Here is a 23,853-nt window from a genome sequence, read left to right as displayed (position 1 = left end):
CGTGTTTCACGCCCTGAGTTGAATTCCTCCCCACCTGCAGTCCGGCACGGTGTTCGCACTGTTTTCATGTGTGGTGGATAGCGCGGCTCACGATCGACGTAGGTTCGGCGGGTGAACGACTCTCCTTCCCCAGTTATCGGCGGCTTCGTGGCGGTGCGCCCTTCCGCGGGCAAGACGCCGGTCACGGTCGCGACCGACGCACCCTCCTACCCGGTCGAGTTCGGCGTACTCGCCGACTTTGTTGCCGATGCCCGGGTCACCGACGTATTCGTCAATGCGCCGGGAGAGATCTGGGTCGACCGTGGGGATGGCCTCGAGCGGCCGGACCGTGCACCGCTCACCGAACAGCAGGCGCACGATCTGGCGGTGCACCTCGTCGCCCTGGGCGGTCGGCACATCGATGAGGCGAGCCCGTGCGTCGACGCCCGGTTGCACGGCGGAATTCGCGTGCATGCGGTGTTGCCACCGATCTCGCCACGCGGCACCCTCATCTCGGTGCGCCTGCCCCGCCGCGGCGGATTCAGCCTCGACGACCTCGCCAGGGCCGGCTTCTTCGCGCCGACCGTGCTCGAGACCGTTCGCGACCTGATCGCGCGGCGCGAGAACATCCTCGTAACGGGCGCGGGCGGCAGTGGCAAGACGACTCTTCTCTCCGCGATGTTGTCGGCGGCCAGCCCCATCGAGCGGATCGTCGCCATCGAAGACGTGGCCGAGCTGCGGGTGGCGCATCCGCACTTCGTCTCGCTCGAATCGCGGCAGGCCAACCTCGAGGGCGCCGGTGAGGTGAGTCTCACGCGACTTGTGCGTGAAGCCCTGAGGATGCGCCCCGACCGCCTCGTGCTCGGCGAGTGCCGCGGAGCCGAGCTGCGCGAGATGCTCAGCGCGCTCAACACGGGCCACGACGGCGGTGCCGGTACGCTGCACGCCAACTCCCTCGCCGACGTGCCCGCCCGGCTCGAAGCGCTCGGAGCGCTCGCCGGGATGTCGGCGACGGCCGTTGCGAGGCAGGCCGTGAGTGCGATCGGAACGGTGTTGCACCTCGAGCGGGATGCGTCTGGCGTGCGGAGGCTCGTGGCATCCGGTCGCTTTCGCGTCGACGAGCGGGATCGGCTGGCGATCACGTGAAGGGCGGGCGCGGCGAACTGGATGCCGTGGCGGGAGCCGCGCAGCGGCTGGCTGTGCTGCTCGCGGCGGGGGTCGCCCCGGTCGGGGCGTGGGGTTATCTCGAGCAGCCCGTGCTCGCCGTGCGGGTCGCAGCCGCGGCGCGCGCGGGGGAGCGGGTGTCCGATGCGCTCGTCGCCGCCGTGATCGAAGCGCCATCGGATCGGGCCGGCCCCGCCTGGCGCGGACTCGCGGCGGCCTGGCGGGTGGCGACGGAGGCGGGTGCCCCGCTCGCCCCGGCGCTCAGGTCGTTCGCCGCTTCCCTCCGTTCGTTCGCGCAGGCCGCGCGCGCCGCCGAGGAAGCGCTCGCCGCACCCGTCGCCACGGCGCGAATGGTCATGGTGCTGCCCGCCGTCGGGGTGCTGTTCGGAATGGTGCTCGGCTTCAACACGATCGCGACGCTGTTCACGACCCCGATCGGACTCGGCTGCCTGGCGCTCGGCGTGGCGCTCCTGCTCGGTGCGTGGCGCTGGAACCGGCGGCTGGTCGCGGCCGCACAGCCGCGCGAACTCACCCCGGGGCTGCGCTTCGAGCTCATGGCCATCGCGGTCGGTGGCGGCGCATCCCTCGACCGCGCTGCCGCGTCGGTCGAGGAGGCGCTGGCGGCTGCCGGTCTGGATCCGCTAGCCGACGCCGCCGAGGTGGAGTCCGTCGTCTCGCTCTCGCGTCGCGCGGGAGTGCCCGCGTCCGAACTGTTGCGCAGCGAGGCCGAGGAGGCCCGCAGGGACGCGGCGAGCCGTGCGGCGGAGCGCGCCTCGGTGCTCGCGGTGAAGCTCATGCTGCCGCTCGGAGTCTGCATCCTTCCCGCATTTATGCTGCTCGGCGTCGCGCCGCTGCTCGTGACGGTCATCTCGTCCACACTCGGCGGCTTTCCCGGGTGATCCACCGATTGCCGAGTTCCTCCCCGCTCGCGCCGCCGCTCGCCCAGACTGGATGTGCTCGCGCCGCAGGACACAGTAAAGGGGTGCGGCATGCACAAGATACGTCAGCGATTTATGAGGATTCAAGAGCGTGACGAGCAGGGGTCCGCCACGGCCGAGTACGCGATCGCGACCATGGCGGCCGTCGGGTTCGCCGGCCTGCTGGTCGTGATCATGCGCAGCGATGAGGTGCGGGGAATCCTGACCGACCTGGTGCGTAATGCCCTGTCGTACGGGGGCTAGCCGAGTTCGGCGCGGAACAGAAGGAGCCGGTGAACGCGGCAGCGTTACTGCCGAGTTCGCCGCGGTGGTGCCGGCCGTCGTGCTGCTGCTCGCGTGTGCCCTCGCGAGCGTGCAGCTCGCGGCGCAGCAGGTGCTGGTTCAGGATGCCGCGGCCGACGCAGCGCGCTCCCTCGCGCGCGGCGACCCGCCGGGCACCGTCGCAAGTCGAGCCGCGCACTCCGTGCCGGGTGTCCGGCTGTCCTCGAGCGGATCGGGTGACCTGTTGTGCGCGAGACTCACCGCACGCTCCCGGTCCCCGGTGGGCACGATCCTCGGCCTCACTCTGACCGCACGGAGCTGCGCCCTGGCGGGAGGACTGTGAGCGGGCGGGAGAGCGCCGTGAGTAAGCGGGAGCGGGGCAGCGGATCCATTCTCGCCGTCGCACTCATCGCGGGCACGCTGTGCTTGCTCGCGCTGCTGCTCCCGCTCCAGTTCGCGCTCGCTCGCGGGCAGTCACTGGCGGGTGCCGCGGACGCCGCCGCGCTCGCCGCAGCCGACGTGAGCTCGGGGGCTGTCGCAGGATTCCCGTGCGAGTCCGCGGCCGTGGTGGCCCGTGCGAACGGAGCGGAACTGGAGGCGTGCGAGCTCGACGGGCTCGTCGCAACCGTTCGCGTCACGGGCACCGTGCTGGGGTTCAGCGTGCGCGCCGCGGCTACCGCCGGGCCGCCTCCTGACACCTCACCGGTCGACCCCTCGTCGGGGGTGAATTAGACAGGAGTCAGGGAGACGTGTGTATGGTGTGGCTGACGGCGGCAGTTCGAGACGCAGCACTTCCAGCCCTTGACGCTCGGCCGTTGATAGTAGTACGGGTCGCGAAAACCTCCCGTGCAGGGGTCCCTATATAAGAGGAGAAACGTGCCTGGCACGAAGAAGCTGGTCATTGTCGAGTCGCCCGCAAAGGCGAAGACCATCGGCCAGTATTTGGGAGACGAGTACGAGGTGCAGGCCTCGGTTGGCCACATCCGTGACCTCATCGAGCCCAAGAACCTCCCGCCCGAGCTCAAGAAGGGCTCGCTCGGCAAGTTCTCCGTCGACGTCGAGAACGGCTTCGAGCCGTACTATGTCGTCTCCGACGCCAAGAAGAAGACGGTTGCCGACCTCAAGCGCGCACTCAAGGGTGCCGACGAGCTCTACCTCGCAACTGATGAGGACCGCGAAGGTGAGGCCATCGCGTGGCACCTCCTGCAGGAGCTCAAGCCCAAGGTTCCCGTCAAGCGCATGGTGTTCCATGAGATCACCAAGGACGCGATCCAGCACGCCATCGCCAACACCCGCGAACTCGACACCGCCCTGGTCGATGCGCAGGAGACGAGGCGCATCCTCGACCGCCTGTATGGCTACGAGATCTCGCCGGTGCTGTGGCGCAAGGTCGGCCCCGGCCTCTCCGCGGGCCGCGTGCAGTCTGCAGCCACCCGCCTCGTCGTCGACCGTGAACGCGAACGCCTCGCCTTCACCACCGCGAGCTACTGGGACCTGATCGCGAACTTCGCGGCAGCCGCCGGTGCGCAGGACTTCGAGTCCCGTCTCGTCCGACTCAACGGCACCCGCATCGCCGTCGGGCGCGACTTCGACGACAAGGGAATCCTCAAGTCCGACGCCGTCGCTCTCGACGAGAAAGCCGCCGAGTCGCTCGCCGCAGCTCTCCGCGACCCCGCCATCTCGATCGTCGTGAGCTCGCTCGAATCGAAGCCGTACACGCGTCGCCCCGCCGCACCGTTCACCACCTCGACCCTGCAGCAGGAGGCCGGCCGCAAGCTCCGCTTCTCCGCCCGCCAGACCATGAGCGTCGCGCAGGGACTGTACGAGAACGGTTACATCACCTATATGCGTACCGACTCGCCCACGCTCTCGAAGCAGGCGATCGACGCGGCACGCTCGCAGGCCAGCAAGCTCTACGGCCCCGACACCATCCCCGAGAAGCCGCGCGTCTACAGCGGCAAGAACAAGAGCGCGCAGGAGGCCCACGAGGCCATCCGGCCGTCCGGTGACGTGTTCCGCACGCCGACCGAGCTTCAATCCGTGCTGCGCGGCAACGACTGGAAGCTCTACGACCTCATCTGGAAGCGCACCGTCGCATCCCAGATGGCGGACGCCAAGGGCTCCACCGCGACGGTCACCATCACCGCCGGTCCCACGGCCTCGACCGCAGACCCGGCGAACGCGCTCGCCGAATTCTCGGCCAGCGGCACCGTCATCACCTTCCGCGGATTTATGCACGCCTACGAGGAGAGCCGCGACGAGGATCGCAACGAGTCGGCCGAGCCGGCCGAGGCAAAGCTCCCGCAGCTGACCGAAGGCCAGACCCTCGCCCTGGTCGAGCTGGAGGCCAAGGGCCACGAGACCAGCGCGCCCCCGCGCTATACGGAGGCGAGCCTCGTCAAGACGCTCGAAGAGCTCGGCATAGGCCGGCCCTCGACCTATGCGGCCATCATCTCCACGATCGTCGACCGCGGCTACGTCACCCCGCGCGGCCAGGCGCTCGTTCCGAACTGGATCGCGTTCTCCGTCGTGCGCCTGCTCGAGGAGTACTTCTCCGACCTGGTCGAATACGACTTCACGGCCAGCATGGAGAACGACCTCGACCGCATCGCCGGGGGAGAAGCCGACCGCGTCGAATGGCTGCAGGGCTTCTACTTCGGTAACACCAACCACCGCGGCCTGCGCACCGTCATCGACAACCTCGGTGAGATCGACGCCCGCGAGATCAATTCGATCCGCATCGCCGACGACGTCACCCTGCGCATCGGCAAGTACGGCCCCTACCTCGAGGCGCCCGGCGAGACCCCGGAGACGCCGCGACGGGTCAATATCCCCGCCGAGCTCGCGCCCGACGAGCTCACCGCCGAGAAGGCGCGCGAGCTCATCGACGCTCCCGTCGTCACCGACCGCGTCATCGGCATCAACCCCGAGACCGGCAAGCTCGTGCTCGCGAAAGACGGCCGCTTCGGTCCGTACATCACCGAGTCCGACCCGGTCGACGAGGAAGCCGAGGCCGCCAAGGCTGCGGCAACCGCCGAGGCTGCAGCCATCGCCGCCGCCGAGATCGAGGCCGCAACGGTCGTCGACCCCGCCACCGGCGAGGTCATCGCGCCGAAAGCGAAACGCAAGCCGGCTGCCAAGAAGACGACCCTGCCCAAGGAGCGCACGGCATCCATCTTCAAATCGATGGATCTCGCCCTCGTCGACCTCGACACGGCGCTGAAACTGCTGTCCCTTCCCCGCGTCGTCGGCCTCGACCCCGAGACCGGCGCCGAGATCACCGCGCAGAACGGCCGCTTCGGCCCGTACCTGAAGAAGGGCGTCGACACACGCTCGCTGTCCTCCGAAGAGCTCATCTTCGACATCGACCTCGCGGGGGCCATCGAGCTCTACGCGCAGCCGAAGTACGGCGGACGCGCGGCATCCAGCGCGCTCAAGGAGTTCGATGCCGACCCCGAGAGCGGCAAGCCGATCCGCATCAAGGACGGCCGCTTCGGCGCCTACGTCACCGACGGAACCACCAACGCCACGATCCCGCGCGGCGAGACGGTCGAAGACGTCGACTTCGAGCGCGCCGTGCAGCTGCTCGCCGACAAGCGCGCCAAGGGACCGGTCGTGCGCAAGACCGCCGCCAAGAAGCCGGCAGCCAAGAAGCCCGCCGCGAAGAAGGCGGCCGTGAAGAAGCCCGCGGCCAAGAAGCCTGCGGCGAAGAAGCCTGCGGCGAAGAAACCGGCTGTCCGCAAGCCGGCGGCACCCAAGCCGGCCGCGGAGTAACCGTGTCCGGCCTCTTCATCACCTTCGAGGGCGGGGACGGTTCGGGCAAGTCGACCCAGGTCGCGCTGCTCACCAACTGGCTTCTCGCCGAAGGTCACAGCGTCGAGCATTCGCGCGAGCCCGGCGGAACCGACCTCGGCGTCGAGCTGCGGGAGATCATCCTGCACCGTCGCGGGTATATCGCGCCACGTGCCGAAGCCCTGCTTTACGCTGCCGACCGCGCCCACAACATCGCGACCCGCGTGCGTCCGGCGATCGAGCGGGGCGAGATCGTCATCCAGGACCGCTACCTCGACTCCTCGGTCGCCTACCAGGGCGCCGGTCGTGTTCTGGATGGCGCTGAGATCCGCAGCCTCTCGCTCTGGGCCGCCGAAGACCTCATCCCCGATCTCACCGTGCTGCTCGACCTCGACGTGGCGGCCGGTCGCGGGCGCCTCGACGAATCGCGCGACAAGTACGACCGGCTCGAGGCCGAGCAGCAGGACTTTCACGAGCGGGTTCGCCAGGGCTACCTCGACCTCGCGGCCGCCGAGCCTGACCGCTTCCTCGTGCTCGACGCGACCGACACGATCGAGACCCTCGCGGCGGCCATCCGGTCCCGCGTTGTCAGCCTGCTCACTTAGGCTGTCCCCATGGCGGTCTGGGACGAGTGGACGGGGCAGTCGGAGGCCATCGCCGTCGTTGCGGCAGCGGCATCCGCTTCTGCGCTCGGGGGAAGCGGCGACTCGTCGATGACCCACTCCTGGCTCATCACCGGCCCGCCCGGCTCCGGCCGATCCAACCTCGCCTACGCCTTCGCGACGGCCCTGCTCAGTCCCGGCACCCCCGAGGGAGACGAAGCCGCAGCCCGACAGGTCGCCGCCCGCACGCATCCCGACCTTGCCGTGCTCGCCACCGAGCGGGTCATCATCTCCATCGAAGAGGTGCGGCAGCTCGTCTCGAGCTCCCAGTTCTCGCCCTCCGTCGGCCGCTACCGCGTCATGATCATCGAAGACGCCGACCGCATGAGCGAGCGCACCTCAAACGTGCTGCTCAAGGCCCTCGAAGAACCGCCGCCGCGCACCGTGTGGATTCTCTGCGCACCGAGCGCCGCCGACCTCATCCCTACCATTCGTTCGAGGGTGCGCACGGTGCGCCTGCGTGTTCCCGCGGTCGAGGAGGTCGCCGCACTCATCTCCGCGCGCGACAACATCGACCTGCAGACGGCAACCCGTGCCGCCCGCGAGGCACAGAGCCACATCGGCATGGCGCACCGCCTTGCCACCAATGAGGATGCCCGCTCTCGCCGCCAGCGCACCCTCGAGATCGCCCTCGGCATCCGTACGGTCTCCGATGCCGTGCTCGCCGCTGCCGCGCTGCTCGCGCTCGCGGGCGACGATGCCAAGGCCATCACTGAGGAGAAGGATGCCGAGGAGCGCGAGAGTGCCCTGCGATCCCTCGGCATCGAACCGGGCGGCACGATCCCGCCCGCCCTGCGCGTGCAGCTCAAGAACCTCGAAGAAGACCAGAAGCGGCGCGCGACCCGCAGCCTGCGCGACGGCATCGACCGCATCGCCGTCGACCTGCTCTCGCTCTATCGGGACATCCTGCTCATGCAGCTCGGCGTACCAAGCGACCCGATCAACCTCGCGATTCACGCGCAGTTGCTCGCGGCCGCGAAGATCTCGACGGCGCCGCAGACCCTCGCCACCATGGACGCCATCGCCACGGCCCGCAAGCGCATCGAGAGCAACGTGTCTCCAGCCCTCGCGCTCGAAGCCATGCTCATCACCGCTCGACGAACGGGACCCACTACGTGAAACGCCTCCTCACCGCAGCATCGCTCGCCACCGTTGCCACCCTGCTGCTCGGGGGCTGCACGCTCTTCGGCGGTGGCGGCGGAACATCCACCCCGACCGGCGAGGACGTCGCGGCCGAGCTCGAGCCGTTCTACTCCCAGGTGCTCGAGTGGTCCTCCTGCGCCGAGGGCATGCAGTGCGCGACGGCGAAGGCTCCACTCGACTGGGCCGACCCCTCGCGGGACGACATCGACCTCGCCCTCGTGCGCCAGCTCGCGACCGGTGGCAACGCGAAGGGATCCCTGCTGATCAACCCGGGCGGGCCCGGCGCATCCGGAGTCTCGATCGTGCGCGACAGCGTCGACTTCGTCACGACCGAGCGCCTGCAGGCAGAGTTCGACATCGTCGGCTTCGACCCACGGGGTGTGGGCGAGTCGTCGGCCGTGTCCTGCTACACCGACCCCGCCGACTTCGACGAGTTCATCTACAGCACCGCGCCCGGCGAGGTCGGCACCGACGAGTGGATCGACGCGCTCGAGACATCGTCCGAGCAGTTCGGCAAGGACTGCCTCGCCGAGACCGGTGACCTGCTCGAGTTCATCGACACCGAGAGCGCCGCGCGCGACATGGATCTGCTGCGCGCCGTCCTCGGCGACAAGAAGCTGAACTATCTCGGCTTCTCCTACGGCACCGAACTCGGCGCGACTTACGCGAGCCTCTACCCCGAGAAGACCGGTCGACTGGTGCTCGACGGCGCCGTCGATCCCAACGCGACCGACGCCGAGCAGACCGTTGTGCAGGCCGCCGGCTTCGAATCGGCGCTGCGGGCGTTCCTCGCCGACTGCATCGGCGGTGACGAGTGTGTGTATTCCGGCACGGTGGATGCCGCCATGGTCGACATCGCCGAGCTTCTCGAGCGCCTCAGCGAAAGCCCGTTGCGAGCCGACGACGGACGCGAGCTCAGCGGCTCGGTCATGACCACGGCCATCATCTACCCGCTCTACAGCGAGGACAGCTGGCCGTACCTGCGCCAGCTGCTCGCACTCGTGAACCAGGGCGACACCGAGTTCGCGTTCATCCTCGCCGACGCCTACAACGGCCGCGACTCGGAGACCGGCGACTACCTCGACAACTCCCTCGAGTCGCGCATCGCCATCACCTGCCTCGACTCGGGATCCAACGGCAGCCGCGAGGACTGGGCTGCCGAGGCGGCCGTCATCGAGAAGGCCGCACCGACCTTCGGCAAGCAATTCGGCTACGGCGGAACCACCTGCGCGCGCTGGCCGTTCCCGCAGAAGACGGACCGGGTGGAGATCGCCGCCCCCGGGTCCGCCGACATCATCGTCGTCGGAACGACCAATGACCCCGCGACGCCGTACGTGTGGGCCGAGGCGCTCGCCAAGGCTCTCGTGAACGGTCACCTCGTGACGCGCGAGGGCGAGGGGCACACCGGTTACAACAAGGACAACGACTGCGTGGACGACGCGGTGGACGACTACTTCCTCGAGGGGACCGTGCCCGCGAAGGATCCGCTGTGCTAGCCAGAGGCGCGCTCGAGCAGAGCGCGGCTCCCGGCCTCCGCGAGCGCAAGCGGCTGGCCACGCGTCGAGCGATCCAGCTCGCAGTGCTGGACCTGGTCGCCGAGCGCGGGCTCGACAAGGTCACCGTCGATGAGATCAGCCGTGCCGCTGACGTGTCGCCGCGCACCTTCTTCAACTACTTCGCCTCCAAGGAGGAGGCGATCGTCGGCGACGTGCCCACGCTTCCGCCGAGTGCCGATGTCGAGGAGTTCGTGAACGCCGGCCCCGGTGCCGACATCCTCTCCGGCATCGGGCAGCTGCTTATCCACACTGCGGAGGTCGCGTCTATGGACCAGGAACTCACGAGACGCCGCCGGCGACTCGTGAAGGAGCATCCACAGCTGTTCGCCATGCGCATGGCCTCGATGCGCGAGTTCGAGCTCGAGGTGGCCGAGCTGGTGGAACGGCGGCTCGTCGCGGACGGCGCGGAAGTGGCATCCGACCCCGAAGCTCTCACCGAGCGGGCGAGGCTCATCGTGCTCGTGGCGGTCGCCGCGATGCGCCACGCGTGGACCAGCTGGGCCGACGCCGAGGCGAGCGCCGCGGGCACCATCTCGCTCTCCGATCGGCTCACCGAGTCCTTCGCCCAGCTCGGCACGATTCTTCGCCCGGTGCCCACCCGCTAGTTTCAAAACCGGCCCGCGAATCGGCTAAGCTAGCTTGCTGTGCCTCGGCGAAATCCGAGCCACGCCGCCTTAGCTCAGTCGGTAGAGCATCTCACTCGTAATGAGAAGGTCGTCAGTTCGATTCTGACAGGCGGCTCCGTCAGTACTCCTCCTCGCCAGTAGGCTTCGGGCATGGCCGTCACCTTTGTCATCGACTACACGATCGACCCGAGCAAGCTCGCCGCCTTCGAGGAGTACTCCGAGCGCTGGATCCAGCTCGTCGAGCGCGAGGGCGGCACCCACCATGGGTACTATCTCCCGGCCGAGGGGGCGAGTGACAAGTCGCTGGCGCTGTTCAGCTTCCCGAGCCTCACCGCCTACGAGGTCTACCGCAGCAACTTCGGCGTCGACCCCGACTTCATCGCGGCCGACAAGCTTCGAACAGATTCGGGATGTGTTCTGCGCTGGGAACGCACCATCATGCGACCGCTGGCCGCCAACCCGCGCTGAGCCGGCCTCCCGTAGAATGGTCAACTGGCGCCTCGCGCCATCCACCCGTCGTCTGCAGTGAGCGGAGTTCCCCATGGCCGAATCTATTCGCTGGGGCATCCTCGGCACCGGGGGCATCGCCCACGCGTTCGCGAGCGACCTCCGCGACAACGGTTTCACGATCGCCGCAGTCGGCTCCCGCAGCCAGGAATCGGCCGACGCGTTCGCCGCCGAGTTCGGCATCCCGACAGCACACCCGACCTACGAGGCTCTCGCCGCTGACCCCGGGGTCGACGCAATCTACGTGTCGACGCCGCACCCGTTCCACGCTGAGAACGCGACCCTCGCGCTGAACGGCGGCAAGCACGTGCTCGTCGAGAAGCCGTTCACCCTCAACCAGGGCGAGGCCACGGCCGTCGTCGCGCTCGCGGCCGAGAAGAGGCTTGTGGTGCTCGAGGCCATGTGGAGCCGCTTCCTGCCGCACATGGTGCGCTTGCGCGAGATCATCGCCGAGGGCACGATCGGTCAGGTACGCACCGTCATCGCGGACCACAACCAGAACCTCCCGAAAGACCCGAGCCACCGCCTGCAGAACCCCGACCTCGGCGGCGGCGCCCTGCTCGACCTCGGCATCTATCCCGTCTCGTTCGCGTGGGACATGCTCGGCGCCCCGACCAGCGTGAACGCGATCTCGAGTCCGACCGCCACCGGCGTCGATCGCCAGACCGCGATCGTGCTCGGCTACGAGAACGGCCAGCAGGCGCTGTTGCACACGGCTCTCGACACGGCCGGACCGAATGAGGCATCCGTGATCGGCACGAACGGCTGGGTCAAGCTCGACGGCACCTTCTACGTGCCCACGACGTTCACGGTGCGTGACTCTTCGAACGAGGTCGTCGAGACCTTCGAGCAGGAGGTCGGCAGCCGCGGCATGCAGTTCCAGGCCTGGGAGCTCGAGCGCCTCGTGGCGGCGGGCGAGATCGCGGGCGAGATCCTTCCGCCCGAAGAGACGGTCGGCATCATGGGCACCCTCGACGAGGTGCGCCGCATCATCGGGCTGAAGTACCCGGGCGAATGATGGGAGCCGCGTGACCGACCCGAACGAGCCGCTGACACGGCGTGCAGCTCGGGATGCCGCGAAGCCCCGCAAACCCTTCACCGCGGGTCCGAAGCCGCTCAGGCAGCCGACTCTCGATCCGGCGACCGGTGAGCGGCTTCCTCCCAAGGGGATCGCCGCGCTCTACGCCAAGCACCCGCGCATCTGGCTCGCCTCCACCCTCAGCGTCGCTTTCCTGGTTCTGTGCACGGGCGCGCTCTTCGCGGGCGTCGCGTCGGGCCGTGGCGGTCCGAGTGTGGCCGGACCCGACGGGAGCGTCGCGGTTCCGGATCGCGCGGTGCCGCAGGAGATCCCCGCCCCTACGCGCCTGCGCACCTGCACCGTTGCGCCGCTCGCCTCCGACCCCGCACTCATGACCCTGCGTGGTGAGGTGATCAACGCGTCCACGAAGGAGGTGATGTTCACGCGCGGCGGCACGGTTCCGGCCCGCACCGGCAGCGTGCTGAAACCGCTGACCGCCTCCGCGGCGCTGCTCGCGCTCGGCCCCGACTACCGACTCACGACCTCGGTGTTCGAGGGCACCATCCCGGGCAGTGTGGTCCTCGTCGGCGGCGGCGACGCGACGCTGAACAGCCTCTCGAACGGGGAGAACATCTACAAGGGTGCGGCGAAGCTCAGCGACCTCGCGACGAAGGTCACCAACACCTGGTCGAGCCTGCACGGCGACGAGCCGATCACGAGCATCGTGCTCGACGCCACCATGTGGGACGCGGACGACAGCTGGAACTCCAGCTGGGCTCGCTCCGAGCAGACCAGTGGCTACCTCTCCGAGGTCACCGCGCTGCAGTTCGATGGTGACCGGCAGGACCCGACCCAACAGGTGAGCCCGCGCAGCTCGGACCCGGTGATGGCGGCGGGCAAGAAGTTCGCCGCGGCCCTCGGTGTTCCGAACGCCACGCTGAGCCTCGGCAAGACGGCCTCGTCCATCAACCTCGGTGAGGTGCGGTCGCAACCGGTCAGCACGCTCATCAACCAGATGCTCGTGACGAGCGACGGAACGCTGGCAGAGACCCTGGCCCGGGTGGTGTCCTCGCAGATGGGGCTTGGCGGCGGATCCGCGTCGGTCGGCCAGGCGATCAGCACCGCGCTGCAGCCGCTCGGCATCGACACCGGCAAGCTCGCCATCGTCGACGGATCGGGGTTGAGCGCCGAGAACGGCGTTCCGCCCGACTTCATGGCGCAGTTCATGGCGCTCGCAGTCGGGGGCACTAACGACCTCACCTACGTCTACAACGCCCTCTCGGTCGCGGGCGAGTCGGGCGCGCTCAAGAACCGGTTCACCGGCGACAACGCCATCGCGAAGGGCAAGGTGGTCGGCAAGACCGGCTACATCACGACGGCCTACACGCTGTCGGGCCTGGTGACGGCAGAGGACGGCACGGTGCTCGCCTTCGCGTTCTACGCGATCGGTGAGGGAATCCGCGACACGGCCAAGCCCGCCCTCGACACCCTCGTCACCGGCCTGTATTCCTGCGGCGACAACCTCGCGAACAACTGACGAATAGGCTGGCGGTATGACTCGGGCGCTTTTCATCATCGACGTTCAGAATGACTTCACCGAGGGCGGCGCACTCGGCGTCGACGGCGGTGCCGCGGTCGCCGCGGGCATCACCTCCCTGCTCGCCGAGCACCCCGAGCGCTACAGCCACGTGTTCGCGTCCCGCGACTGGCACGACGGCGCAAATGACAACGGTGGGCACTTCGCCACGTCGGCAGCGCCCGACTTCGTCGACAGCTGGCCGGTGCACTGCGTCGCGGGCACCGAGGGCGCGGAGTATCACCCCGCCCTCGATACGACGTCCGTCGACGTGCACGTGAAGAAGGGTCAGGGCAAGCCCGCCTACTCGATCTTCGAGGGCACAACGGAGGACGGTCGAACCGTCACCGAGGTGCTCGACGCGTTCGGCATCGACGCGATCGACGTTGCCGGAATCGCCACCGACTACTGCGTGCGTGCCTCCGCGATCGATGCCCTCACCGCGGGCCGTCGCGTCACCGTCCTCACCGACCTGGTCGCCGGCGTCGCCGCGGAGTCGAGCGCTCGCGCGCTGGTCGAGCTCGAGACCGCGGGCGCATCCCTCACCACAGCCGAATAGGAGAATCCGACAATGTCGTCAGAATCCGAACTTCTCGCCCGCGTGCCCGACCGCCTGTTCATCGGCGGGGAGTGGGTCGCCTCGACCTCCGGCAGGTCGATCGAGGTGCGCGATCCGTCGACCGGCCTGGTCATCAAGACGATCGCCGATGCGTCGGTCGCCGACGCTGCGAGTGCGATGGATGCCGCGGCGCACGCCCAGGCCTCGTGGGCCGCAACGGCGCCCCGTGTTCGCGGCGAACTGCTGCGAGGTGCCTTCGACCTGCTGCAGGAGCGAGCGGACGACTTCGCCCTGCTCATGACGCTCGAGATGGGCAAGCCGCTCGCCGAGGCGCGCGGCGAGGTCACCTACGGGGGCGAGTTCCTGCGCTGGTTCAGCGAGGAGGCCGTGCGCATCTCCGGCCGATTCGGTCGCAATCCCGAGGGCACCGGCCGCATGATCGTCACCCACAAGCCGGTCGGGCCGTCGTTCCTCATCACGCCGTGGAACTTCCCGCTCGCGATGGCGACCCGAAAGATAGGCCCCGCCCTGGCCGCTGGGTGCACCTCGATCATCAAGCCGGCCGAGCTGACCCCGCTCACCACCCTGTACTTCGCGAAGCTGCTGCAGGATGCAGGCCTTCCCGCCGGCGTCGTCAACGTGTTGACCACGAGCACGTCGAAGGAGGTCTCAAGCCCCATCATCGCCGACCCACGCCTGCGCAAGCTCTCGTTCACGGGCTCCACGCCGGTCGGGGTCGCGCTGCTCAAGCAGGCCTCCGAGAACGTGCTGCGCACCTCGATGGAGCTGGGCGGCAACGCGCCGTTCCTGGTCTTCGAAGACGCCGACCTCGACAAGGCCGTCGACGGCGCGATGATCGCGAAGTTCCGCAACATCGGGCAGGCCTGCACGGCCGCCAACCGCTTCATCGTGCACGAGTCGGTTGCCGAGGAGTTCGCCGCGAAGGTCACCGAGCGCGTGCGCGCCCTCACGATCGGCCGCGGCACCGAGGAAGGCGTCGGTATCGGGCCGCTCATCAACGACGGCGCGGTCGACAAAGCCGATGAACTCGTACAGGACGCGCTGTCCAGGGGTGCGAAGCTCGTCACCGGCGGCTCACGCGTGGACCGGGATGGCAGCTTCTACCAGCCGACGGTTCTCATTGATGTGGTCGCGGGCAGCGACATCCTGCGCCAGGAGATCTTCGGACCGGTCATCACGATCATCCCGTTCAGCGACGAGGCTGATGCCGTCGCCAAGGCGAACGACACCGAGTACGGCCTGGTCAGCTACGCGTTCACCCAGGACCTCGCGCGCGGCCTGCGCCTCATAGACAGCCTCGACACCGGGATGATGGGCCTCAACGTCGGCGTCGTCTCCAACGCCGCGGCGCCCTTCGGCGGCGTGAAGCAGTCCGGCGTCGGACGCGAGGGCGGGCTCGAGGGCATCCACGAATACCTCGAGACCAAGTACGTTCTTGTGCCCGACAGCAGCCTGTGACGCCATGACCATCCAGTTCGAGGAGACCGAGGTCGAGCCGGCGAAGGCGTCGTGGCTTCCGGCGATCCTCGCGGTGGTCGGCTTCGGTGTGGTCATCGGTGCGGCGGTACTCGTCTACGTGCTCACCTTCTTCGGACCGACCTCGGATGCCGGATTCTGCGCGGAGGTGCTGCCGTCCTGCGCGACGGTGTCCGTCGAACGGGTCGAGGAACTCGCGGGCGTCGACCTCCCGGAGGGCGCGACCGTCGTGCGCGCATTCTCCGGCGAGCGGGACGGGCAGATCGTGCTCGACGCCGTGCTGCAGCTGCCGGAGGGTGCAGAGCCGAAGCTGGCGGACAGTTACCCCGTGACCTTCGAGGGCACCCGGATCGAGGTGAACCGGCTGAGTGCCGGCACCATCTGGACGGGCGGCACCGACGACGGGTCGCTGGGCTACCAACTGCTCGTCTCCGAGGATGAGCCGCGCACGGTCACCATCGGGATCTCGAAGGCCCCGTGAGCGTCATCCCGATCACCGGTCTCGACGACCCGAGGCTGGCCGACTTCGCACACCGCACCGACGTCGCGCTCAAGAATGGGCCGGGCAGCGCGCACGGCATGTACATCGCCGAGTCGGCCCTGGTGCTCGAGCGGGCGCTGCGGGCGGGCCACGTGCCCCGGTCGGTGCTCGCGCTCGGCTCGGCCGTGGATGAAGCCGTCGCGCTGGTGGGGCCGGACGTGCCGGTGTTCTCCGGGCCTGGGGAGCTGCTCGAAGAGCTGACCGGTTACGTGTTGCATCGCGGCCTCATCGCGGCCATGCACCGACCGCCCCTGCCGTCGATCGAGTCGCTGCTCGCGGATGCCCGGCGCGTGGTGATCCTCGAGAATGTGGCCGACCCCACGAACGTGGGCGCGATCTTCCGCTCGGTGGCGGCGATCGGCGCGGATGCGGTACTGGTCACGCCGCGATGCTCCGACCCGTTCTACCGCAGGGCCATTCGAGTCTCGATGGGCACCGTGCTGCAGGTGCCGTGGACACGCACCGGCGAATGGGATGTCACGGGGCCGCTGCTGCGCGACGCCGGATTCCATGTAGCGGCTCTCGCACTGAGCGACCACTCCGTCACCCTGCGGGAGTTCGCCTCGACGGCGCCCGACCGGGTGGCTCTTGTGCTCGGTGCGGAGGGCGATGGCCTGACCCCGGCCGCCCTCGCCGCCGCCGACACCATCGTGCGGATCCCGATGGCGCACGGCATAGACAGCCTCAACGTTGCGTCGACGGCCGCTGTGGCTATGTACGCGCTGGTCTGATCACACCAGCAGCTGGTGCTTCGCGAGTTCTTTGTAGAGCGGCGTCGAGGCGACGAGCTCGGAGTGCGTGCCGACGCCGACGACGCGGCCGTGGTCGAGCACAACGATCTGGTCGGAATCGACGACGGTCGACAGGCGGTGCGCGATCACGATGAGGGTGCGGTTCTCCGCAACGGCGTCGATGGCCTCGCGCAACATCTGCTCGTTCAACCCGTCGAGGGATGAGGTCGACTCGTCGAGCAGCAGGATGGGCGGGGCTGCGAGCAGGGTGCGTGCGATAGCGAGCCGCTGGCGTTCGCCGCCGGACAGCATCACGCCATCCTCGCCGACGGCCGCATCGAGGCCGAGCGGGTTGCGGTCCAGAACCTCGGCGAGGTTGACCGAGTGGAGTACTGCGATGCACTCCTCGTCGGTCGCGTTCGGCGACCCGAGGAGGAGGTTCTGGCGCAGGGTTCCCGCGAGCACGGGGGCGTCCTGTTCGACGTAGCCGATCTGCGACCTGAGGTCTTCGCGGTCGAGAGCGCGCACATCCACACCACCGAGGCGAACGACGCCGGCCGTGGGGTCATAGAAGCGTTCGATCAGGGCGAGGATGGTGCTCTTGCCCGCTCCCGACGGGCCGACGAGCGCGGTGCGCTTGCCTCGTGGGGCACCGAACGAGACGCCGTGCAGCACGGTGAGATCGGCGATCTCGGCTTCGGGCTCGCCCTCGACCCGAACGGCCACGGCCTCTTTGGGGTAGTCGAAGCGCACGTCGTCGAAGGAGATCGCGTCGTCGGTGACTACCGGCGGGCTGGCCTGGGCGGATGTCGCCTCGTCTCCCTCGTTCTCCGAGGGAAGAGCGATGATCTCCTGGATCCGACCGAGCGCGCCGAGCGCCTGGTTCACGGAGTTGATGGCCCCGAAGGCCTGGCCGAGCGGCATGATCATGAGGAACAGGAAGAGGATGAACGAGACGAGGCTCGCGATGTCGATCGCCCCGCTCGCGACGCGGAAGCCGCCGACGCCGAGCACCACGAGGAACGACACCTGCATCGCGATGCCGGCGACGGGGACGACGAGTGCCGAGATCTTCGCGACCTGGATGCCCATCGACCAGGCGCCTTCCGCGTCCTTCTCGACGAGGGCGATCTCGCGCTCGGTGGCGTTCGAGGCTCGCACCGTGCGAATGGCGCTGATGGCGCGCTCGACCGAGGCGGCCAGGTCGCCGACCTTCTCCTGCTGCTTGCGGCTCGCGACCCGGATGCGACCGGAGAGCGACACGACCGTCACCACGGAGACCGCGATGACGAGCACGGTGAGCCCGAGCAGCACGGGGTCGATCACGAGCATCGCGATGATCGCGCCGACGAACAGCAGCGCCCCGCCGATCGCGTCGACGAGGCCCTGGGTGATGACCGCGTAGAGCAGGGTCGTGTCCGAGCCGACCCGGGAGACGAGGTCACCGGTGCGGCGAACGTCGAATTCCTGGATCGGGAGCCGGAGCATCCGGCGCACCAGCTGTCGACGAGCGGACAGCACAACGCTGGTTCCGGTGCGCTGCAGGAGGTAGTGCTGGAAGCCGCTGATCAGGGCGGAGACCACAACGAGCGCGACCAGAAGCCAGACGATCATCGAGAGGCTCTCGCCGGCCTCGACCTTGCTGATCACCTGTCCGACGAGCGCCGGCTGGGCGAGGGATGCGCCGGCGCCGATCGCGCTCAGCAGCACCACAACGCCGAGCACCCGCTTGTGCTCGAGCAGGTACGGGAGCAGCTGCTTGAAGCTCGCGCGCGGTCCGTCGTCCACGGGGCGACCGAATCGGGAACGGGGGCGTGCGGACGTGTCGGAACTCATGCTCCAACGGTAACCGTCGCGCGGGCGCGCGGGCGCCGAACGACTACTCCATCGAGAGTATTTCGCTGAGGGCGTTCCATCAGCGTTTGCCGTACTTCTTGTGCACGGCCTGGCGGCTCACTCCGAGGGCGGTGGCGATCATCTGCCAGCCGAAACCGAGGTTGCGGGCCTTGCGTACGAGTGCAGCTTCGTGCCGGATCAGCTCGAGATGCATGGCCGCGACGGCGCGAAGGGCGGCGAGCGGATCCTCGCTGTCGGACTCGCCTGCGAGGGTGTGAAGGGGTGAGGACATGCTGTCAACCGTAGTTGACATCTAGCGGAGTGTCAACCGGGGTTGACATTTTAAAGCGGGCCGCCCACGGTGCAGCGGTAGTCCACGAAGTCCTCCGCCCAGCCGAGGCCGGGTGCGCCCCATTCGGTGCCCGCCGGGAGGATCTTCGCCGTGCACTCGGAGAAGTCGATGTTCGCGGCGGCTTCGACCTGGGTGTTGGAGAAACCGTGGGACACGCTCGCCCAGGCGTGCCCGATCGCATAGTCCTCGTTGCCGCCGGTGTCCCCCTCGAACCCGAGGTAGACGGTGCCCTCGCCCGCTCCCGGCATTGTCGCGTTCTGCAGGCAGTGTGGAACGTAGTCGCCGGGTTGAGATTCATCGACGACCTCGACCTGCTTGATCGCCCCGGTCGCCGCGAGCACGGCCCGCCCCGGTTCGGGATGCAGCCAGATCGTCTCGCCGTTGGGCCACGCCGTGTCCCCGACTGCAGTGGCCGAATACTCGACGGGGACCACCGTGAAGTTACCTGCCTCGATCGACGCCTGGTCGAGCTCGCCGTCGCACCACTCGAGCAGGCGATCGAGGCCCGGCTTCGCGGCCGGCAGGTTCCAGCCCTGCGGTTCGCGCACCACGGCGCGCAGGTCGAGCTGGGCGCCATTGGTCGCGGTGGCGACGGCGGTCACCAGCAGCATCGCGTCGTCGGGGAGCGGGTCGGCCTCCGCGGTCGGCGTCGGCTCCCCCTCCACGGGCAGCGGCAGCGGAATCGGCGGCGGCTCGGGTGCGCATCCGGCCAGCAGCGCGAGGGGGAGAACAAGGGTGACGATAAAGCTGCGTGGTGCTGTCAACGGGTGTCCAATCGGGGCGCGAGCTGCCCGATCTCGAGCGGGCGCGCCCAGCTTAGACCCGGGTCATCCCGTGTCGACAGGGGGTTTCGCCTGCTCTTTTGGGTGACGGTGGATGCGTCTAGGCTCGACTACTGTGCCAGCCCCCGTCATCACCGCTACAGACCTGACCAAGAAGTACAAGGAGTTCGCCGCCGTCGACGGCATCTCCTTCGAGGTCGCGCCCGGGGAGTCGTTCGGGCTGCTCGGACCGAACGGCGCGGGCAAGTCCACGACCATGCGCATGGTCGGTGCGGTCTCCACCCGCACGAGCGGCGGGTTGTCGATTCTGGGCCTCGACCCGAACGACCACGGCCCCGAGATCCGCTCGCAGCTGGGCGTCGTTCCACAGGCCGACAACCTCGACCAGGAACTGCGCGTGCGCGACAACCTCATCGTCTACGGCCGCTACTTCGGCATCCCGCGTGCCGTGATCGCGAAGAAGGCCGATGAGCTGCTGGAGTTCGCCCAGCTCTCCGATCGTTCGAAGGCGAAGGTCGACGATCTTTCCGGCGGGATGAAGCGGCGCCTGACCATCGCCCGCGCCCTCGTCAACGACCCGCGCATCCTCCTGCTCGACGAGCCGACGACCGGCCTCGATCCCCAGGCCAGGCACATCCTCTGGGACCGCCTGTTCCGCCTCAAAGAGCAGGGCACCACGCTCGTGCTCACCACCCACTACATGGACGAGGCTGAGCAGCTCTGTGACCGCCTCGTTGTGGTCGACAAGGGCACGATCATGGCCGAGGGCTCGCCCGCCTCGCTGATCCGCGACCACTCGAGCCGCGAGGTGCTCGAGGTGCGCTTCGGCTCGGACCGCAACGCGATCGTGGCCGAGCAGATCAAGAACGCGGGCGACCGGGTCGAGGTGCTGCCCGACCGCATCCTCATCTACAGCCCGAACGGCGAGGCCGAACTCACCAAGCTCACCGACGCGGGCCTCGAGCCGATCACCTCGCTTGTGCGACGCTCGAGCCTCGAAGACGTCTTCCTGCGACTCACCGGCCGGACGCTGATCGAATGACGCTGTCGACCGAGGCCACAACCGCCGAGTACGCCGATCGCGCCCTCGCCGGCGGCATCAAGCCGCGCCGCTGGGGATCGTGGTACATCGCCGAGCACCGCTTCCGCGGCATGCGCGCCTACTACCAGACCATTCTCGCGACGAGCATCGGCAATCCGCTGGTCTACCTGTTCGCGCTCGGGGTGGGGCTCGCCGCGCTGGTGCCGCAGGGCATTCCGAACGGCTCCGGCACGATCAGCTACCTTGCCTTCGTCGCACCCGCGCTGCTCGCTACTGCAGCCGTGACGGTCGCCGCCGAAGAATCCACCTACCCGTACATGATGGGGTTCAAGTGGAACCCGATCTTCTTCGCCATGAATGCCGCCCCCATCTCGGGCAACCAGATCGCCAACGGCATGATCATCTCGATCGTCGGGCGCATCCTGCCCACCACCGCGATCTACTTCGTGGTCATGGTGCTGTTCGGAGCTGTGCCGTCCTCGCTGGGTGTGCTGGGCATCCTCACCGCAACGCTCACGGGGCTCGCGATCTCGGTCATCATCTCGATGTACACGGCGGGCATCGAAGAAGACAAGGGCCAGATGGCCATGATCATGCGCTTCGGCATCACGCCGATGTTCCTGTTCTCGGGGACCTTCTTCCCGCTCGCCTCGCTGCCGTGGTTCCTGCAGTGGATCGGCTGGATCTCCCCGCTCTGGCACGGCACAGAGCTCGGACGGGTGCTGAGCTACGGCTACCCCGAGCCGGCCTGGCTCACCGCCGTGCACGTCGTCTATCTCGTCGGACTCAGCGTGCTCGGCTGGATGCTCACCCAGCGCGTCATCTCGAAGAGGCTGAACAAGTGACCACGCAGCTCGCCCCCACCTTCGTGCCGCCCGCCACCCGCCGTGGTGTGCTCGGGTCGCTCTACGCGGGCAACGCGCGGTCGGTCATCAGCCGCGGCCTGCTCGCGACCCGCAGCACCAACTATCTCGTGGTGCTGTCGGGTTTCTTCGAACCGATCTTCTACCTGTTGTCGATGGGCCTCGGACTCGGCGCCCTCGTCGGAACGGTCGCCACGACCACCGGGCAGGAGGTTCCATACGCCGCGTTCATCGCGCCCGCACTGCTCGCCGTCTCGGCGATGAACGGTGCCGTGTACGACTCCACCTGGAACGTCTTCTTCAAGATGAACTACTCGAAGCTCTACCAGGGCATGCTCTCGACTTCTCTGGGGCCGCTGGATGTCGCGTTCGGTGAGATCCTGCTCGCTCTCCTCCGCGGCGCCATGTACGCGGTGGGGTTCATGATCGTGATGCAGGCGCTCGGGCTGAACCTCGCGTGGACCGCCCTGCTCGCCCTCCCCGCGGTGCTGCTCATCGCCTTCGGTTTCGCGAGCCTCGGCATGGCGATCACCTCGTATATGAAGACGTTCCAGCAGATGGACTGGATCGCCTTCGTCATGCTGCCGATGTTCATGTTCTCGGCGACGTTCTACCCGATCACGGTGTATCCGGTCGCGATCCAGTGGGTCGTGCAGGCCCTTCCGCTCTGGCACGGGGTCGAGCTCGTGCGCGGTCTCACCACGGGTGCCCTCAGCGACGCCATGTGGGGACACGTGCTCTACTACGTCGTGATGATCGCCATCGGACTGGTGTTCACGACGAAGCGCCTCAAGGCCCTGTTCCTCGACTGACCGGGCGTCGCGGGATCCCGAGTCTCGTCTCTCTTGTCGCCTGCTCGTCAACTCACGGTTTTCGGACCAACTCGCGCGCCGAAACCCGCGACTGTGTCCGAAATCCGTGAGTCGAGTGCGGTTCGGGATGCGGCGGCACCTTAAACAGAAAGGGGCCCGAGCCGAAGCCCGAGCCCTTTCGTGAGCGAGAGTCCTACAGCTCGTAGTCCATGTCGCGCGTCTCCTTGCTGATGTACAGCGCAACGAGGGTGATCAGCGCGGCGGCACTCAGGTAGAGACCGACGAGCACGGGGCTGCCGCCGGCGAAGGCGAGCAGCGCGAGGGCGATCGCCGGGGCCATTGCGGCACCGAGGATGCTCGCGACGTTGTAGCTGATCGCGCTGCCCGTGTACCGCACGTTGGTCGGGAAAAGTTCGGGCAGCACCGAGCCCATCGGGCCGAAGGTGAGACCCATGAGCGTGAAGCCGAGGATGAGCAGGCCGAGCACGCCGGGGGTTCCCGCGGCGAACAGCGGAACGAACAGCCCGCCGAACACGATGATGCCGATCGTCGTGACGATGAGCGTCTTGCGGCGTCCGTACTTCTCGGCCAGCGGGCCAGCGACGAGGGTGAAGATTCCGAAGAACACGCAGCCGATGATGAGCATGATGAGGAAGTCGTTGCGCGAGTAGCCGAGACCGGGAACGAACGCAGCGATCGCTGCATCGGTGAGCGGTGTGCCCTTGGCTTCGGCTGCAGCCTTTGCCGCGTCGAGCGAGCTCGCGGTGGTGCCGTAGCTGAGCGTGAACGCGGTCATCAGGTAGAACAGCACGTAGGTCGCGAGCATGATGAACGTGCCCAGGATCAGCGGACGCCAGCTCGTCTTGAAGACGCGCGCGAGCGGCAGCTTGGCGACCTCGCCGCGCTCGACCACCTTGGTGAAGGCGGGCGTCTCGACGAGCTTGAGGCGCACGTAGAGTCCGATGATCACGAGCACGGCCGAGGCGATGAACGGCACACGCCAGCCCCAGTCGAGGAACGCTTCGGGTGCAAGGTTCAGCGACAGCAGCAGGAAGACGCCGTTTGCGATGATGAAGCCGATGGGCGCGCCCAGCTGCGGGAATGTGCCGTAGATCGCGCGGCGTCCGGGTGGGGCGTTCTCGGTCGCCAGCAGGGCGGCCCCGCTCCACTCGCCGCCGAGGCCGACGCCCTGCGCGAAGCGCATGAGCACGAGCAGGGCGGGTGCGAGCACCGTCCAGCCGGGGGTGAGCGCCGTGGGCAGGATGCCGATGATGAAGGTCGCGATGCCCATCGTCAGCAGCGAGGCGACGAGGGTGCCCTTGCGGCCGATGCGGTCGCCGAAGTGCCCGAACAGGATCGAGCCGATGGGGCGCGCGACGAACGCGACACCGAAGGCCGCGAACGAGGCGAGCTGAGAGGCCACCGCGTTGTCGCTCGGGAAGAACAGGATCGGGAAGACCAGCACCGCCGCCGTCGCGTAGACGTAGAAGTCGTAGAACTCGATCGACGTTCCGATCAGGCTCGCGAGAATGACGCGCGAGCGCGGGTTGACCGGTTTGGCGAGGGCTGTGGTCGCTGAATCAGCAGACATAAAGAGGTGCTCCGAAGAATTTGCG

24 protein-coding genes and 1 tRNA gene are annotated in these 23,853 nt (G+C 68.1%); 21 read left to right on the top strand and 4 right to left on the bottom strand.

Annotation, left to right across the window (positions count from 1 at the left end; genetic code table 11):
* The first annotated feature begins 111 nt into the window (after positions 1-111).
* The 18 genes from EYE40_RS14490 (at position 112) to EYE40_RS14405 (ending at position 16,550) form a co-directional block, all read left to right on the top strand.
* Positions 112-1,125, top strand: coding sequence for a TadA family conjugal transfer-associated ATPase (locus tag EYE40_RS14490; RefSeq protein ID WP_130982986.1), 1,014 nt, complete (start codon positions 112-114; stop codon positions 1,123-1,125).
* On the top strand, positions 1,122-2,042 hold the full coding sequence (locus tag EYE40_RS14485; protein ID WP_130982985.1) for a hypothetical protein: 921 nt from the start codon (positions 1,122-1,124) through the stop codon (positions 2,040-2,042). The genes EYE40_RS14490 and EYE40_RS14485 overlap by 4 nt, the downstream gene beginning before the upstream one ends.
* A 90-nt stretch (positions 2,043-2,132) precedes the next feature.
* Complete coding sequence (locus EYE40_RS14480) at positions 2,133-2,324, top strand: DUF4244 domain-containing protein (protein WP_130982984.1); 192 nt, start codon at positions 2,133-2,135, stop codon at positions 2,322-2,324.
* Complete coding sequence (locus EYE40_RS14475; protein ID WP_130982983.1) at positions 2,302-2,685, top strand: TadE family type IV pilus minor pilin; 384 nt, start codon at positions 2,302-2,304, stop codon at positions 2,683-2,685. The genes EYE40_RS14480 and EYE40_RS14475 overlap by 23 nt, the downstream gene beginning before the upstream one ends.
* Positions 2,686-2,702: 17 nt before the next feature.
* The gene (locus tag EYE40_RS14470; protein ID WP_130982982.1) at positions 2,703-3,074 is read left to right on the top strand and encodes an Rv3654c family TadE-like protein; all 372 of its coding nucleotides are present in this window, start codon (positions 2,703-2,705) and stop codon (positions 3,072-3,074) included.
* Between the two features lie 144 nt (positions 3,075-3,218).
* Positions 3,219-6,116 carry a type I DNA topoisomerase gene (gene topA, locus EYE40_RS14465; RefSeq protein WP_130982981.1) on the top strand — a complete coding sequence of 966 codons (2,898 nt, stop codon included), beginning with the start codon at positions 3,219-3,221 and terminating at the stop codon, positions 6,114-6,116.
* A 2-nt stretch (positions 6,117-6,118) separates the two neighbouring features.
* Positions 6,119-6,739, top strand: coding sequence for a dTMP kinase (gene tmk / locus EYE40_RS14460; RefSeq protein WP_130982980.1), 621 nt, complete (start codon positions 6,119-6,121; stop codon positions 6,737-6,739).
* 9 nt (positions 6,740-6,748) lie between these two features.
* Complete coding sequence (locus EYE40_RS14455) at positions 6,749-7,915, top strand: DNA polymerase III subunit delta' (protein ID WP_130982979.1); 1,167 nt, start codon at positions 6,749-6,751, stop codon at positions 7,913-7,915.
* The gene (locus EYE40_RS14450) at positions 7,912-9,435 is read left to right on the top strand and encodes an alpha/beta hydrolase (RefSeq protein WP_130982978.1); all 1,524 of its coding nucleotides are present in this window, start codon (positions 7,912-7,914) and stop codon (positions 9,433-9,435) included. The genes EYE40_RS14455 and EYE40_RS14450 overlap by 4 nt, the downstream gene beginning before the upstream one ends.
* A complete protein-coding gene (locus EYE40_RS14445) occupies positions 9,429-10,100 on the top strand; it encodes a TetR/AcrR family transcriptional regulator (RefSeq protein WP_130982977.1) in 672 nt (223 codons plus the stop codon). The genes EYE40_RS14450 and EYE40_RS14445 overlap by 7 nt, the downstream gene beginning before the upstream one ends.
* Before the next feature lie 63 nt (positions 10,101-10,163).
* A tRNA-Thr gene (locus EYE40_RS14440) sits at positions 10,164-10,236 on the top strand.
* Positions 10,237-10,271: 35 nt separating this feature from the next.
* A complete protein-coding gene (locus EYE40_RS14435; protein ID WP_130982976.1) occupies positions 10,272-10,589 on the top strand; it encodes an NIPSNAP family protein in 318 nt (105 codons plus the stop codon).
* 73 nt (positions 10,590-10,662) lie between these two features.
* On the top strand, positions 10,663-11,646 hold the full coding sequence (locus tag EYE40_RS14430; RefSeq protein WP_130982975.1) for a Gfo/Idh/MocA family protein: 984 nt from the start codon (positions 10,663-10,665) through the stop codon (positions 11,644-11,646).
* 10 nt (positions 11,647-11,656) lie between these two features.
* Entirely contained in the window at positions 11,657-13,183 is a 1,527-nt protein-coding gene (gene dacB / locus EYE40_RS14425; protein WP_130982974.1) for a D-alanyl-D-alanine carboxypeptidase/D-alanyl-D-alanine endopeptidase, read from the top strand.
* A 16-nt stretch (positions 13,184-13,199) separates the two neighbouring features.
* Complete coding sequence (locus tag EYE40_RS14420) at positions 13,200-13,781, top strand: isochorismatase family protein (protein ID WP_130982973.1); 582 nt, start codon at positions 13,200-13,202, stop codon at positions 13,779-13,781.
* Between the two features lie 12 nt (positions 13,782-13,793).
* Positions 13,794-15,260 carry an NAD-dependent succinate-semialdehyde dehydrogenase gene (locus tag EYE40_RS14415; protein WP_130982972.1) on the top strand — a complete coding sequence of 489 codons (1,467 nt, stop codon included), beginning with the start codon at positions 13,794-13,796 and terminating at the stop codon, positions 15,258-15,260.
* Positions 15,261-15,264: 4 nt separating this feature from the next.
* Positions 15,265-15,759 (top strand): hypothetical protein, encoded by a 495-nt coding sequence (locus EYE40_RS14410; RefSeq protein WP_130982971.1) that lies wholly within the window; start codon positions 15,265-15,267, stop codon positions 15,757-15,759.
* Positions 15,756-16,550: a TrmH family RNA methyltransferase gene (locus EYE40_RS14405; protein WP_130982970.1), complete on the top strand. Its 795-nt coding sequence runs from the start codon at positions 15,756-15,758 to the stop codon at positions 16,548-16,550. The genes EYE40_RS14410 and EYE40_RS14405 overlap by 4 nt, the downstream gene beginning before the upstream one ends.
* On the opposite strand, the gene EYE40_RS14400 is transcribed toward EYE40_RS14405, so the two are convergent.
* From EYE40_RS14400 to EYE40_RS14390, 3 genes are all read right to left on the bottom strand, one after another.
* Positions 16,551-18,386 carry an ABC transporter ATP-binding protein gene (locus EYE40_RS14400; RefSeq protein ID WP_130982969.1) on the bottom strand — a complete coding sequence of 612 codons (1,836 nt, stop codon included), beginning with the start codon at positions 18,384-18,386 and terminating at the stop codon, positions 16,551-16,553. It lies immediately after the preceding gene.
* Between the two features lie 79 nt (positions 18,387-18,465).
* On the bottom strand, positions 18,466-18,678 hold the full coding sequence (locus EYE40_RS14395; protein ID WP_130982968.1) for a hypothetical protein: 213 nt from the start codon (positions 18,676-18,678) through the stop codon (positions 18,466-18,468).
* A gap of 50 nt (positions 18,679-18,728) precedes the next feature.
* Complete coding sequence (locus tag EYE40_RS14390; RefSeq protein WP_130982967.1) at positions 18,729-19,502, bottom strand: hypothetical protein; 774 nt, start codon at positions 19,500-19,502, stop codon at positions 18,729-18,731.
* 133 nt (positions 19,503-19,635) lie between these two features.
* Here EYE40_RS14390 and EYE40_RS14385 point away from each other — a divergent pair, with 133 nt between their 5' ends.
* The 3 genes from EYE40_RS14385 to EYE40_RS14375 are packed head-to-tail and all read left to right on the top strand — an operon-like array spanning position 19,636 to position 22,237.
* Positions 19,636-20,562, top strand: a complete 927-nt coding sequence (locus tag EYE40_RS14385) for an ABC transporter ATP-binding protein (RefSeq protein WP_130982966.1) — start codon at positions 19,636-19,638, stop codon at positions 20,560-20,562.
* On the top strand, positions 20,559-21,407 hold the full coding sequence (locus tag EYE40_RS14380; protein WP_130982965.1) for an ABC transporter permease: 849 nt from the start codon (positions 20,559-20,561) through the stop codon (positions 21,405-21,407). Before EYE40_RS14385 ends, EYE40_RS14380 begins: the two co-directional genes overlap by 4 nt.
* A 23-nt stretch (positions 21,408-21,430) precedes the next feature.
* Positions 21,431-22,237, top strand: coding sequence for an ABC transporter permease (locus tag EYE40_RS14375; protein WP_130983143.1), 807 nt, complete (start codon positions 21,431-21,433; stop codon positions 22,235-22,237).
* 193 nt (positions 22,238-22,430) lie between these two features.
* On the opposite strand, the gene EYE40_RS14370 is transcribed toward EYE40_RS14375, so the two are convergent.
* A complete protein-coding gene (locus EYE40_RS14370; protein ID WP_130982964.1) occupies positions 22,431-23,828 on the bottom strand; it encodes an MFS transporter in 1,398 nt (465 codons plus the stop codon).
* Positions 23,829-23,853: the final 25 nt, after the last annotated feature.

The sequence above is a fragment of the Glaciihabitans arcticus genome, from assembly GCF_004310685.1.
In the GTDB taxonomy this organism is placed as follows: Bacteria; Actinomycetota; Actinomycetes; order Actinomycetales; family Microbacteriaceae; genus Conyzicola; species Conyzicola arctica.
Note: the sequence above shows the minus strand (reverse complement) of the source record. Positions and strands in the feature narration are given on the sequence as shown.